Raw genomic sequence first — 13,212 nt, forward strand, 5'->3', positions numbered from 1 at the left:
TCATCCCCTTTCGCCCTCTATTTAAAGAATCCTTTTATTTTTTGCGATACATTTGGTCTATAAAATGGATATCGTGCTTGATACGCGCAATAAGTGCATCCACAGACTCAAACTTAATTTCATCCCGGATCTTTTTTAAAAATGACACCTTCAGATGATGTCCGTAAATATTTTGATTAAAATCATAAATATAGGTTTCAATGCTGTATGGATGTTTATCAAATGTTGGATTATATCCTAAATTGGTCAATCCGTCATACTGCTTGCCGTCAAGTTCCACTTTTGTAAAATAAACACCGGTGCTTGGCATAATAACGGAAACATCCGACTGCAAATTAGCTGTTGGCACATCGAAGGTATGTCCAAGGCGTTTCCCGGTCACAATCTTTCCCTCGACGGCATAAGGTCGGCCCAAAAGCGGCGGCACATCCTCCACTTTCCCCGTGGCAACTAATTCGCGAATGCGCGTTGAACTTACTGTTTCCCCCCCGATGACACACGGCGGCATCACAGAAACCGTAAAGCCGTATTCACTTCCAAAATCCACCAGATCCTTAGTCATTCCGGCACCTTTATAGCCGAAAGTATAATTAAAGCCGACCACCAAATGCCTAACATTGTATTTCAGCAATAAATAATCGCGAATAAAAGCTTCCGGCGATAGGTTCATCAATTCTTCCGTGAATTGATTGATAAAGATTCGATCAATCCCCATGGCCTTCATCGCAGCTGTCTTTTGAGCATTGGTTGTAATCATTTTGGGCGCATAGGCCGGGAAGATCAACTTGAGCGGGTGACTTTCAAAGGTCATCACACCGGACAGCCAATGATTTGCTTCGGCAATGACCATCGTCTTTTCTAAAAGCTTTTGATGTCCCTTGTGAACGCCGTCAAAGAAACCTAAAGCTAATGCAATTTCCTGATTTATATATTCTTCTGTCATCATATTATTCTGAATTCATCATTTTCAGCGGACGCACGCAAGGTTCAGTCGGCTGGACTTTACCGTTTAATCTAAATTGGCCGATTCCTTTAAATCTGCCTTGGCTATCGTAGATACGCAGCAATTGGTCGGCTTCCAATTTTTCAAAACCGGTCATACTGTTCCAAGCGTAAAGTTCTGCGCCGTTTCCAATAAAGCGATCGCCCCATGCATTGCTTTGCACCGAATCATATTGATCTAAAAAGCGTTCAGCTGACTGAAGCCTTTCGAAACGCTCTGCCATCGACATTTTTTCAAGGTTGCTCAAGGTATGCGCATTTTCAATACGCCACCGCCCGACCGCCGTGCGTCTCAAATCACCCATACAAGCACAGGTATTCATCACCGTTCCCAGATCATGACACAAGCTGCGGATGTAGGTTCCCGACGAACAGTGGACCAAAAATTCGCAGCGCTGGGGCAATGCATCGATTTTTCGAATTTCTATTTGATAAATACGGATCGCTCTCTCCGGCATCTCAACCATTCGGCCGGCTCGCGCATAATCGTAATATTTTTTTCCGTCTTTTTTTAAAGCCGAATAAATCGGCGGTTTTTGCATTAAATCGCCCTTAAATTGCTGCAACGCGTGATGCAATGCAGCAATAGAAAAATCCGGTGTGCATACTCGGAGCACTTTCCCTGTCGCATCATAAGTATCTGTTTCCAAACCAAAAATTACTTCGGCCTGATAGGTTTTATCTGTATCTGTAAAATATTGAATAAATTTGGTAGCCGGCCCAAAACACACCAGCATCACACCAGACGCATTAGGATCCAACGTGCCAGTATGTCCGATTTTTTTGAATTGGTAAAGTCGACGCAGACTATTGATAACATCATGAGAGGTCACTCCCTTGGGTTTATCCACAATCAATACGCCGTTTGGCTGTTTCACTGATTTATTCGTCATCTGTCAATGCTACCGGCCACCAAATCAATCAATGCGTTTTGGATTTCCATCAAATCACCGGCAAATGTCAACCCGGCCGCTCGTTTATGACCACCGCCTCCATAACGCTTGGCAATAACCGAAACATCAATATCAAACGGAGAACGCGATCTGAGCGAAATGCGGTATTGCCCCGGCGTGATTTCTTTAATGGTTGCAGCCACCATGATTCCCAAGGTATTCATGCCGATATTGGCAATGTCATCTGTGATATTAATATCACCGCCATATTTTTGAATCGTTGCATGATCAAGCAATACCCATCCAATCCGGCCGTTGTCCAAGACTTTCAGCACCGAAGCCGCCGCCCCGTACATTTTCATTTGATCGTAGGATTTTTCACAATGCAACTGTTTCGATAGAACGGCGAAGTCATTCCGATAAGCGTAAAGCTGCGCTACAATTTCATGGGTCTCAGCTGTCACATTTGAAAATTGAAACGAGCCGGTATCCGTCGAAATACCGGCGAAAACAGCATCTGCAATTTCTGCGTCCAATTCAATATTCATTTGCATCAACAGCCGAAAAACCAATTCGGCTGTCGCCGAGGTAATTTCCACATGATTGAGAACGCCATAGCCCTCATTGCTTTGATGATGGTCTATGACGATACTGCAATCATGAGGGGGCAATTCCTTTGGTTTAAAAGCAAAGGACAAAGTCGAACAGTCCACAAAAACCAGTGCGTCATAGTGATCAGCCATGTTGCGATTAAAGCAGTTGATTTCTGGCAACCCGGCAAGCTTTTGCTCCACTGGCGTCTGTACATAATAATCGACTTTTTTACGACATTTTTTCAACCCCAGTCCCAAAGCAATGGCGGAACCAATAGCATCGCCATCCGGTTTTTGATGAGCCATGATCAAAAAACGATCATGAGTTTTCAGATAATCTGCAATTTCCTGTGAGATGGGTCTGATCATGCCTTTTCACTTTCCTGCTGATGCAGTTCATTTAAAATGGCATCAATGTGCATGCCGTAAGCAACCGATTCATCCCGTTTAAAGTGCAGTTCCGGAATCATATGTGTTTTCATGATTTTTCCAAGGCTGCTGCGCAAAAATCCCTTCGCCTTTTTCAGGGCCTCCATAACACCTTGCGCATCCTCTTCCGATCCAAGCACACTGATGTACACTGTGGCCACTTTTAAATCAGGTGTTGCCTTGACGCCAGTAATACTTAAAGTATTGTTGTGCAGGCGTTTATCTTTCGTTTTCTGTCGAATGATCAAACTCAGTTCTCTTTGAATCTGAGCGTCAATCTTTTCTTTTCTATGAGAAGCCATCTTGATTAGCCCTTTCTATTTTTGATTTTCAGTCCCAATGAGGGTAAAACTCTAAAGTTCGCGCTTAACAGCTTCATTGACAAAAGTTTCGATCACATCGCCTTCTTTAATATCGTTGTAGTTTTCGATACCGATACCGCATTCGTAACCTTGGTTGACTTCTTTCACATCGTCTTTGAATCGGCGCAGTGAAGCGATCTTCCCTTCAAAAACAACAATGCCGTCTCGTGCGACACGCACTTCATCGGAGCGACTGATCTTCCCGTCTGTAACATAAGCACCGGCGATAATGACGCCTCCCGGAATTCTGAAGGTAGAGCGCACTTCCGCATCTCCGGTTACTTTTTCCACAAACTCCGGATCGAGCAGCCCTTCCATGGCTTTCTTCACATCGTCAATCGCATCGTAAATAACACGATAGAGGTGAATATCGATTTTTTCATTTTCAGCAGCCGCCAATGCATTTTTATCCGGACGCACATTAAATCCAATAATAATCGCGTCGGAGGTGGTCGCCAGCAATACGTCTGATTCATTGACCGCACCAACAGCACCATGAATGACATTGACTTTAACTTCGTCATTACTCAATTTTTGAAGCGATTGCGACAATGCTTCAACCGATCCCTGAACATCCGCTTTTACAATCAGATTGATATCTTTGACATCGCCTTCCTGAATTCGAGAGAACAGATCATCCAACGAAACTTTCGCTTTTGCCTGACGGTTGTTCTTTTCCTGTTCGAGGCGCTGTTCCGCCATTTGTCTTGCTTCCTTGTCTGACGGCATAACGATAAAGTCATCGCCGGCCTCCGGTGTTCCGGAAAGGCCTGAAATTTCAACGGGTCTCGACGGACCTGCCTTTTTGATTCGACGGCCTTTATCATCAACCATGGTTCGCACGCGGCCATAGGTCGTTCCAGAGAGGATCGCATCGCCGAGGTGAAGCGTCCCCTGCTGAACCAAAATGGAAGCGGTTGAGCCTTTGCCCTTTTTCACCCGCGCTTCAATCACACAACCGCGCGCCGGCCGATCGGGATCTGCCTTCAATTCTTCGATTTCGGCAACCAACAAAATGTTTTCTAACAATTCGTCGATATTTTTGCCTTTTTTGGCCGAAACCGGAACCGCGATAACATCACCGCCCCATTCTTCAACAATCACACCTTGATCGACCAACTCCTGCTTGACGCGTTCGGGATTGGCACCTTCTTTATCGATTTTATTGATTGCAACAATGATCGGCACTTTTGCCGCCTTGGCATGATTGATGGCTTCTATCGTCTGCGGCATCACACCATCATCCGCAGCCACAACCAAAACAGCAATGTCCGTCATTTGAGCACCGCGTGAGCGCATGGCCGTAAACGCGGCGTGGCCCGGGGTGTCAATAAAAGTGATCGACTTCCCTTGAATCTTAACCGTGTACGCCCCAATATGCTGGGTGATGCCGCCGGCTTCACCCGCTGTTACATGTGATTTCCGGATACGGTCAAGCAGCGATGTTTTACCGTGATCAACATGCCCCATGACGGTGACAACTGGCGGTCGGATTTCTTCATTACCCGTTTCCTCTTCGTCATATTCCTCGAGCATTTTTTCAAAAACATCTTCAACTTTAACGGCTTCAACTTCATACCCCAGTTCATCACAAACCAATTGCGCTGTATCAAAGTCGATCCTTTGATTGATCGTGGCCATGGTTCCGGCGAGCATCAAAATTTTAATGATTTCGGTCGCTGCAACATCTAATGTCTCAGCCAGCTCACTAACTGTAATGTTTTCCGGGATGGCATAGACTTTATTTTTTGCCTGTTCCGTTTTCTTTTCGTCTTTTTTCTTTTTGTAGACCGCGTGAGAGGTTTTTCCCTTTTTACTGTGATCTTTCACCTTAAGAGCCGGCTCATTTTGGCGGTTGGCGCGATCCTTTTTATTTTTCTTTTTGCGATTTTTTTTATTTTCGCCATTTTGTTTCGGCAATGCCTCCGCACCATTTTTCTTTTTTAATCCCGACGCATGTTCTTGAGGCCCTGATTGTTTTGGCTTAGCCGATTTCTGCTTTATATCAGCTGTTTTTTTCTTTTCAGTACGCTTTTTATCCGCACCCTGAGCTTTTTCCGAATGATCTGCGTGCGATTGTTTTATCTTTTGTTTCGGAACTTGTTTTGATTTTTGTGATGCCGTCTTGGCTTCTTCTTTTGCAGCGGAGGTTTTCTTAGAAGGCACTTTTTTCTTTTTAGCCGGCGTCTGTTCTTCAGTGCGCCGGTCCTTCTCGGGATCAAATTGTTTTTTAAAATTTTCAACTTGTTGATCTGTCAGCGCACTCATATGATTTTTAACCGGGATTTCAAATCGGTTTAAGATCTGGACAAATTCTCTGCTTGGAATATCATACTGACTTGCTAATTGATATACTCTCAATTTTGCCATATAATTTCCTCCTTTATTATATTTACATGGGCTGTATTTCCTTACGTAATGCAACTATCAGTTGGTCAAACGCTTCATTACTGATCGACTGTTTTAAAGCCGATTGAAGGGTTTCTTTTTTTAATTTATCAAGACACTGCAAGTTCCGACAGATATAGGCTCCCCGACCGTTCTTCTTCCCTGTCAGATCATATGTCAACCCTTCGGTTTCGTTATATACGATTCGAATTAAATCTTTCTTGGGTTGTTTCTCTTTACATGCAATGCATGTTCGCATCGGTATTTTTTTCATCATTTCAATCGTTCGGAAGCGTTTCTGCTTCAATAGGATCATCTGCCAAAACATCGGTCTCTGTATCTGAATCGTCGTCCAGCAATCCAGCGCCGGCATCATCACTGAGCACTTCATCCATCTCTTGCAGGATATCATCCACCAATTTCTCGGTTTCTTTTTCCTGGGAAAATTCCTCTCTCAAATTCGGATTTTCATCCAGCATCGCCTGAAAATCACTGGCACTTTTAATATCAATCTTCCAGCCAGTCAATCGAACCGCCAAGCGAACATTTTGTCCTTCTTTGCCAATCGCCAACGAAAATTGAAAATCGTCAACCACAGCATACGCCTGTTTATCGCGAGGATTAGCCAAAACCTCAATAACGTTGGCCGGACTCAAAGCGTTGGCGATAAATTCATGAATATCTTCGTTATAGCGAATGACATCAATTTTTTCACCGCCCAATTCATCAATAATATTTTGGATGCGCGTGCCACGGTATCCCACACAGGATCCAACCGGATCAACCGTGCTGTCATTCGATTTAACCGCAATTTTTGAACGTGAACCCGCTTCTCGAGCGATGCTTTCAACATCGACCACGCCATCGTAAATTTCCGGTACCTCCTCTTCGAGAAGCCGTTTAAGCAATCCGGAATGCGTTCTGGACACCATAATTTCCGGTCCTTTGCTCGTTTCCTTGACTGAAGTAATGTAAACACGAATGCGCTGTCCCGCTTTATAATGCTCGGTCGGAATCTGCTCGGAAAGCGGCATCAACCCCGTCGCATCGCCGATATCCACATAGACCATTCGGCGATCCACATGATCAATTTTTCCTGTCACAACTTCATCTTGGCGTTCAATAAATGTGTCGTAAATATTTTTACGTTCCTGCTCCTTAATCTTTTGATAAATCATTTGTTTGGCATTTTGGGCTGCAATGCGGCCAAAATGCCTCGGTGCAATTTTTTTCTCAATCATTTGACCGATTTCCGCCGCTTCATCAATCGCCAAGGCCTCTGCCAATGTCTTTTCCTTATCGGGATCCATCACCTCATCGACAACCAGCCAGGTAGTGTATACCTGAATCTCACCAGAAGACCGGTCAAACCTCACCTCAACATTTTGTTCAGACCCATAATTCTTGCGATAAGCCTGTTCAATCGAGCTTTCGATTGCCTCTATCAATTCTTCTTTATTAATGCCCTTTTCCTTTTCTAAAACGTCCAGGGCCGCTAAAAATTCTGCATTCATTTTCTACTCCTAAAATTCAAAATGAAGAGATGCTTTTGCAATTGATTTAAACGGGATCGTTAACGGCTCAGCGTCACCCTCTTGAACCACAATTTTTTCATCATCAACAAAGCGCAAAACAGCACATAATTGTTTTTGCCCATCGATGGCCTCAAAAAGTTTTAAATCAATCATTTCGCCGACAACTGCCCGATAATGTTTCAATCTCGTCAGTTTACGTTCTAATCCCGGCGAAGACACCTGAAGGGTATATGTTTCAGCGATTGGATCCGCTGCGTCCAAAAACGCACTGATTTCTCGGCTGACTTTTTCGCAGTCTTCCAAGCTGATCCCTTCCTTCCGATCAATGTAGACCGTTAAAATGCGTTTTTTCCCGGCCTTTTCAAAATCCACATCGTAAAGTTCATAGCCCAAAGTCGTCACCTGTGGCTTGAGCAACTCATAAATCGCGTCTTTCCTTGCCATTTTTCTCCTTTGAGAATATTGTATCATTCTCATAAAAACACAAGAGCGGGTCACCCCACTCTTGAACCAGATCTATTTGGTTTTATCCGTTATACCGCCAGAATTTCTTCTTCCTTAGCTTTCAGAACCGCATCGATCTCTTTGATCTTTTTGTCGGTTAATTTCTGAACAGAATTCTGGCCATCGTGCATTTCGTCTTCGCTGATGTCCCCGTCCTTTTGCGCCGTTTTAAGTTTTTGATCTGACTTGCGACGGATGTTGCGCATGGCGACCTTGCATTCTTCTCCATATTTTTTGGTGAGTTTGACCAATTCTTTTCGGCGTTCTTCGGTTAATTGCGGCACCGCTAAACGAATAATCTTGCCGTCGTTGGATGGATTAAATCCCAAATCTGCTGTAAGAATGGCCTTTTCGATCGCCGGCAGCGCTGTTGTGTCATAAGGCTGAACTGTGATCAGTCGTGCTTCCGGTGCCGCAACCGTGGCCAGCTGATTAATCGCTGTTGGTGCCCCATAATAGTCGACGGTCACTTTATCGAGAATATGCGCATTGGCCCGTCCCGCACGCAAAGTGTTCAAACTGCCGCTCAAATTTTCTAATGCCTTATTCATTTTTTCTTCGGCACGCTGCATCATTTCATTAACCATCTTAGTTTCCCCCCTCAATTAATGTGCCAATCTGTTCGCCATTAACTGCGCGCAAAATATTATCCGGATTATCCAAACCGAAAACCAAAATTGGAATATCATTATCCATACAAAGGGTGATGGCCGTCGAATCCATTACTTTAAGCCCTTTGTTAATCACATCCAAATAACTCAGATGATCAAATTTCTGAGCATTTGGATTGATCGCCGGATCAGAATCATAAACAGCATCTACATTTTTCGCCAGCAGGATGATATCGGCATCAATTTCTGCTGCTCTAAGCGCCGCCGTAGTATCTGTGGTGAAAAATGGATTCCCAGTTCCCGCCGCAAAAATAACGACGCGCCTCTTTTCAAGGTGACGCATAGCCTTACGCTTGATATAGGGTTCCGCAATTTCCTTCATTTCGATGGCTGTCTGAACGCGGACCGGAACGCCCATTTGTTCTAATGCATCCTGCAACGCTAAAGCATTCAACACGGTTGATAACATTCCCATATAATCGGCTGTCGATTTATCCATACCGAATCCCTGACGACCGCGCCAAAAATTGCCGCCACCAACAACAACAGAGATTTCCACATCATGAACATAGACTTCTTTTACGGATTCACTGATTTGCTGAACGGTTGCCGGATCAATTCCGAATTCCTGCTCACCAGCCAAGGCTTCACCAGAGAGCTTGATCATAACCCTTTTATACTTTGCGTCCAAAAGAACCTCCCAAATTTAAAGATGGTGTTTGTCTCCAGATAAAATCGGAAAAGTGAACGAGACTTTATCTGAAAAAAAAGAACACAAAATGTGCCCTTCCCGAAATTTTTCGTGTTTTATTGCGCGCTAAAACCACACAACGATTATTTTTATTATACACGATATTCAAAAAAAGTAAAGAAGAAACTCGTTAACTTGAAGGATTTCGGATCATATCGATTCGATTGACGCGATAATGCCTGTTTCCCCGCAAAACCACGTCTCCCACTTTTACATTAACCAATTGGGCCAAAAATGGATCTTGACGCACCGCGTCAATCACAATTTTGCAATTGAAACGAACGTTATGATCGCTTGAGATCACAACGGTCTTTCCGTAGTTCACCCCCGATGGAATTTGATAATGTTTCTTTGGCTGCTGGTCTTCCTGCATGGCGTTCTCCTTAACAAATGTATCGTTTCTGAATAATTCCTTTCACTTTAACATCTCCAGCGCGCTTTTGCAAGCCGTTTACACTTAGCTTCTTAAAAAACGCGCCTATTTATCCTGATTCTTGCTTATTAATCGCAGCTTGACAAAAAAAAACGCAAACGATAGACTAAATGGCATTAAATCACCGATCACAGGAGGATCACATGTCAGAAAAGGATCAAGTCCTTGCCACTGTTGAAGGCAAAGAAATCACGCAGAGCCAACTGGATTTGCTCATTGAACAGGCGCCGCAGGATCAGCAAATGCAATTTCGCACCCATGAAGGCCGCCGTCAACTGCTCAACGAGATGATTGCGCAAGAACTTTTTTATTTAAAAGGCAAAGCTGAAAAAATCGAAGAAACGGAAGAATATCAAAAAGAATTTGCAGAAATGACTGAAAAATTTTTAAAATCATACATGATTTCACATTTTATGTCTTCCGTAAAAGTTGAAGAAGACGAGCTTCGCCAGTATTACAATGAAAACCAGGACAAATTTATCGCGCCGGATTCCGTTCGCTGCAGTCACATTTTAGTTCCGGCCAAACAGCAGGCCATCGATATCATTGAAGAAATCGATACTGGCGGAAAAACCTTTGAACAGGCGGCAAAGGCTTATTCTGCCGACGCTTCCAATAAAGACCGCGGCGGTGATCTCGGCTATTTCCATAAAGGACAAATGGTTGCCGAATTTGAAATGGCTGCCTTTTCGCTGAACCCCGGAGAGATGACCAGCGCCCCCGTCCAAACGCAGTTCGGCTGGCACATCATTCAATGCACTGATCACAAGACAAACGAGATAGTTCCCTATGAAGCCGCCCGCGACAGTCTTCATCGTTTCCTTCTAGGACAAAAGCAAAATCGCCGTTACGTTGCAGAGGCAGAAGATCTGAAAAAACAGTATCACGTCAATATCAAATTGGGCTTATAAAAATCTTCAAAATAGAGATCTCGAGAACTTTCGAGATCTCTATTTTGTTTTTTGCACTTGCGTCTCTTGGTCATTGTCTTATGACCAAAAATGGCCGACCACTTGTCGCAGTGCTTCTGCATTTTGAACCAAATGAATTTTTTGATCTGCAACTGGCAGCAGACTTCGATAAGCCTTTTGGGAAAACCGGGAATCAATTAGAAGCGCCATGCCGCGATCCCTTTCCGCCCGGATCACCCGCCCCATGGCCTGAATTACTTTATTCATCCCCGGATACCGATAGGCATAATCAAATCCGGACTGCAATTGTTCATCAAAATACCGTTTGAGCAGATCATTTTCCGGGCAAACCATGGGCAATCCCACACCGACAATCACCGTGCCGATCAGTCGATCCCCGCTGAGATCAATCCCCTCGCCAAAAAATCCTCCAAGCACGCAAAACCCAACCAAAGTCTTCTTGCTTTTTTCCTGAAACCGCGATAAGAAAACTTCCCGTTTATCAACCGTCATTGCCGGATCCTGCACTAAAAGTTCAAACGAGTTATCTTCGCCCAAACGATCAACCATTAGTGTCAGATAAGCATACGACGGTAAAAAAACCAAATAATTGCCGCTTCTGCCGGACACAAAGGTTTTGATCAGTTGGGCAACTGCCTCTGCACTCGCTTCCCGATCGCGATATTTGGTCGAAATATGATTAGCCACGACAACGCCAAAACGGTCGGCATCAAAGGGTGAAGGCAGCTGGATCGCCGCCGTCTCCCGGCCGCTGCCCAGAAAATAAGCATAATAATCCTTGGGCACCAATGTCGCCGAAAAATAAATCACCGTTCGAAGCATGGCCGCTTTTTCACCAATATGCCTGGAAGGATCCAGACACCTTTGCGTGATGATCAGATTTTTTCTTTTCTTTTCACAGGTGACAACACTTTCCGCACCCGCTATTTCCGCCAGATCAAGATACCTTCTGGCGTTAAAATACCAATCCATGACCGAATCCTCCACGACATTCCCATGTTCCCGCGCCGATTTTGTATAGGCTTCGCAGGCAAAGCAAGCGTATTGCAGGCTTTCATTCAGAGGCGCAATTTGGGAGGATGACACCACCTCAAAATCTGATTCCTGACTTTGAAGTAAGGCTAAAAACGCATTGTTGAGTTTGGTCAATGCTTTTCGGAAAGACGAATCCTGTCTGGAAATTGTCCTGCGTACTGCCAGAGCGTCTGCTTTATAAATCGCTGCGGAAAACATTCCGCGAGCTCTATCCGGCAGATTATGCGCTTCATCAATTAAGGCAATCGTCTGTCCAAAATCATTTTTCGGACCGGACAAGCGCTCCAAAGCGATATGCGGATCAAAGAGATAGTTATAATCGCCGATGATCATGTCGCACCAATCCGCCAAATCAAGGGACAGCTCAAAAGGACATAATGCATAATCTCTTGCCAGAGCTTCAATCTGAGAGCGGTCAAAATGGTCATGCCGGTGCAATGCTTCATAAACCACGACTCCTGCCCGATCATAATAATGTGCCGCGTAGGGACACGCATCCGGATTACATTCACGTTTTTCCAAAAAACAAACGGCATCCTTTGCCGTGAGTGTCACCGATTTGAAAACGGCTCCCCGCTGCCGAAGCAAATACGCCGCTTTTTCTGCCGCGAAGGCATTCGTCGTTTTAGCCGTCGCGTAAAAAATGCGCTCGCCCTTTTCCTGACCAATGGCGGCCAACGCACCGTATAAAACGGCTAAGGTTTTGCCAATACCCGTCGGTGCCTGACAAAGCAGCGCACGTTTCTGCAATACTGAGCGATAAACGGCAATGGCCATTTCCCGCTGACCGCTCCGCCACCGGGCAAAGGGAAACGGCAAATGCGAAAGACTGCGGTTTCTTGCAATCACATTCTCCGTACGCAGCCGCACCCACTTCATAAAATCCGCCAAAAGCGTTTTGGTGAAAGTCTCGAGTTCTTCTCGCGTAAAATCTTGGCGAAGGGTGCGGAAGGTCCCGGAGGGCACCTGATAATACGTCAATTGCGTTCCAATCGATTCAAGGTCTTCTTCCTCGGCAACCATCCAGCCATAAAGCTTAACTTGAGCCCAAAAGTCCGGATCGTCGGCTTCCGTCAACGCCATCACGTCCTTTGAAACGGTCTTAATTTCATCGATAAGAACGGCTCCTGCCTCGCGGATAATCCCGTCCGCACGGCCCTGCAGATCAAAACGATAGGATTCAAAACGGACACATCTGCGCAAGGTGACTTCCGGCTCGTAATGTTCCCCCGCCATCTTCTGAAGACGACGATGTATCGCTGCCCCTTCCTGGGCTCGATCAAAACCGCCGAAGCGATTGTCGATGCTGCCGCTTCGAAGAACTAACGCCACCAGATCTTTCACCGACAGATGAATCGTGCGCGCATCTTCTTCAGACGAATCCGCCGGTCGTATCATTTCCTGATTTTGAACGGTCATTGCGCTTTCGGTTCATAGGGATCGGGCAACCGCATCCAAGCCGTAATCTCTGCGATACACCCGCCATCATCCGTTAAAATTTTGCTGTCGTTAAAAAGCACATTGTTCATATCCTCGCTGGTGGAATGGGTTAAAAAGATTGTCTGGCCACCCTGTTTAAAGGCAGGAATAAACGTCGCCAATGCGATTTCGCGCTTAGCTTCGCCGGCTGCCCCGCCGATGGTCTGTGCCATGGGATAATGCACTACGCTGACCAGACAATTTATTTGACGATCCGGCAGTTCTGAACCCACCAGGATCCATTGCAGCTTTTCAATCATAATAG

The 13,212-nt window shown here is 45.0% G+C and carries 14 protein-coding genes; 1 reads left to right on the forward strand and 13 read right to left on the reverse strand.

Annotation, left to right across the window (positions count from 1 at the left end; all coding sequences use genetic code 11):
- Positions 1-34 precede the first annotated feature (34 nt).
- The 11 genes from HMPREF0721_RS02925 to HMPREF0721_RS02975 all read right to left on the reverse strand — a co-directional run bounded on the left by HMPREF0721_RS02925 (position 35) and on the right by HMPREF0721_RS02975 (position 9,441).
- Positions 35-946, reverse strand: coding sequence for a bifunctional riboflavin kinase/FAD synthetase (locus tag HMPREF0721_RS02925; RefSeq protein ID WP_006598049.1), 912 nt, complete (start codon positions 944-946; stop codon positions 35-37).
- A 1-nt stretch (position 947) separates the two neighbouring features.
- A complete protein-coding gene (truB, locus tag HMPREF0721_RS02930; RefSeq protein ID WP_006598051.1) occupies positions 948-1,895 on the reverse strand; it encodes a tRNA pseudouridine(55) synthase TruB in 948 nt (315 codons plus the stop codon).
- Positions 1,892-2,857, reverse strand: coding sequence for a DHH family phosphoesterase (locus HMPREF0721_RS02935; protein WP_242821844.1), 966 nt, complete (start codon positions 2,855-2,857; stop codon positions 1,892-1,894). Before HMPREF0721_RS02935 ends, truB begins: the two co-directional genes overlap by 4 nt.
- Positions 2,854-3,219, reverse strand: coding sequence for a 30S ribosome-binding factor RbfA (gene rbfA, locus HMPREF0721_RS02940; protein ID WP_006598054.1), 366 nt, complete (start codon positions 3,217-3,219; stop codon positions 2,854-2,856). The genes HMPREF0721_RS02935 and rbfA overlap by 4 nt, the downstream gene beginning before the upstream one ends.
- A 51-nt stretch (positions 3,220-3,270) precedes the next feature.
- The gene (gene infB, locus HMPREF0721_RS02945; protein ID WP_006598055.1) at positions 3,271-5,649 is read right to left on the reverse strand and encodes a translation initiation factor IF-2; all 2,379 of its coding nucleotides are present in this window, start codon (positions 5,647-5,649) and stop codon (positions 3,271-3,273) included.
- Between the two features lie 22 nt (positions 5,650-5,671).
- A complete protein-coding gene (rnpM, locus tag HMPREF0721_RS02950) occupies positions 5,672-6,058 on the reverse strand; it encodes an RNase P modulator RnpM (RefSeq protein ID WP_341349317.1) in 387 nt (128 codons plus the stop codon).
- Positions 5,946-7,181 (reverse strand): transcription termination factor NusA, encoded by a 1,236-nt coding sequence (gene nusA, locus HMPREF0721_RS02955; protein ID WP_006598057.1) that lies wholly within the window; start codon positions 7,179-7,181, stop codon positions 5,946-5,948. The genes rnpM and nusA overlap by 113 nt, the downstream gene beginning before the upstream one ends.
- A 9-nt stretch (positions 7,182-7,190) precedes the next feature.
- The gene (locus HMPREF0721_RS02960) at positions 7,191-7,646 is read right to left on the reverse strand and encodes a ribosome maturation factor RimP (protein WP_040639870.1); all 456 of its coding nucleotides are present in this window, start codon (positions 7,644-7,646) and stop codon (positions 7,191-7,193) included.
- 89 nt (positions 7,647-7,735) lie between these two features.
- The gene (gene frr, locus HMPREF0721_RS02965; protein WP_006598059.1) at positions 7,736-8,293 is read right to left on the reverse strand and encodes a ribosome recycling factor; all 558 of its coding nucleotides are present in this window, start codon (positions 8,291-8,293) and stop codon (positions 7,736-7,738) included.
- A 1-nt stretch (position 8,294) separates the two neighbouring features.
- A complete protein-coding gene (pyrH, locus tag HMPREF0721_RS02970; RefSeq protein ID WP_040639871.1) occupies positions 8,295-8,984 on the reverse strand; it encodes a UMP kinase in 690 nt (229 codons plus the stop codon).
- A 214-nt stretch (positions 8,985-9,198) separates the two neighbouring features.
- Entirely contained in the window at positions 9,199-9,441 is a 243-nt protein-coding gene (locus HMPREF0721_RS02975) for a hypothetical protein (RefSeq protein WP_006598061.1), read from the reverse strand.
- A 203-nt stretch (positions 9,442-9,644) separates the two neighbouring features.
- On the opposite strand from HMPREF0721_RS02975, the gene HMPREF0721_RS02980 reads away from it, so the two are divergent.
- Positions 9,645-10,412, forward strand: coding sequence for a peptidylprolyl isomerase (locus tag HMPREF0721_RS02980; RefSeq protein ID WP_040639872.1), 768 nt, complete (start codon positions 9,645-9,647; stop codon positions 10,410-10,412).
- 78 nt (positions 10,413-10,490) lie between these two features.
- On the opposite strand, the gene HMPREF0721_RS02985 is transcribed toward HMPREF0721_RS02980, so the two are convergent.
- Positions 10,491-12,887 (reverse strand): ATP-dependent DNA helicase, encoded by a 2,397-nt coding sequence (locus HMPREF0721_RS02985; RefSeq protein WP_006598063.1) that lies wholly within the window; start codon positions 12,885-12,887, stop codon positions 10,491-10,493.
- Positions 12,884-13,207, reverse strand: coding sequence for a hypothetical protein (locus HMPREF0721_RS02990; protein WP_006598064.1), 324 nt, complete (start codon positions 13,205-13,207; stop codon positions 12,884-12,886). Before HMPREF0721_RS02990 ends, HMPREF0721_RS02985 begins: the two co-directional genes overlap by 4 nt.
- Between the last annotated feature and the right edge of the window lie 5 nt (positions 13,208-13,212).

This window comes from Pseudoramibacter alactolyticus ATCC 23263 (assembly GCF_000185505.1).
In the GTDB taxonomy this organism is placed as follows: domain Bacteria; phylum Bacillota; class Clostridia; order Eubacteriales; family Eubacteriaceae; genus Pseudoramibacter; species Pseudoramibacter alactolyticus.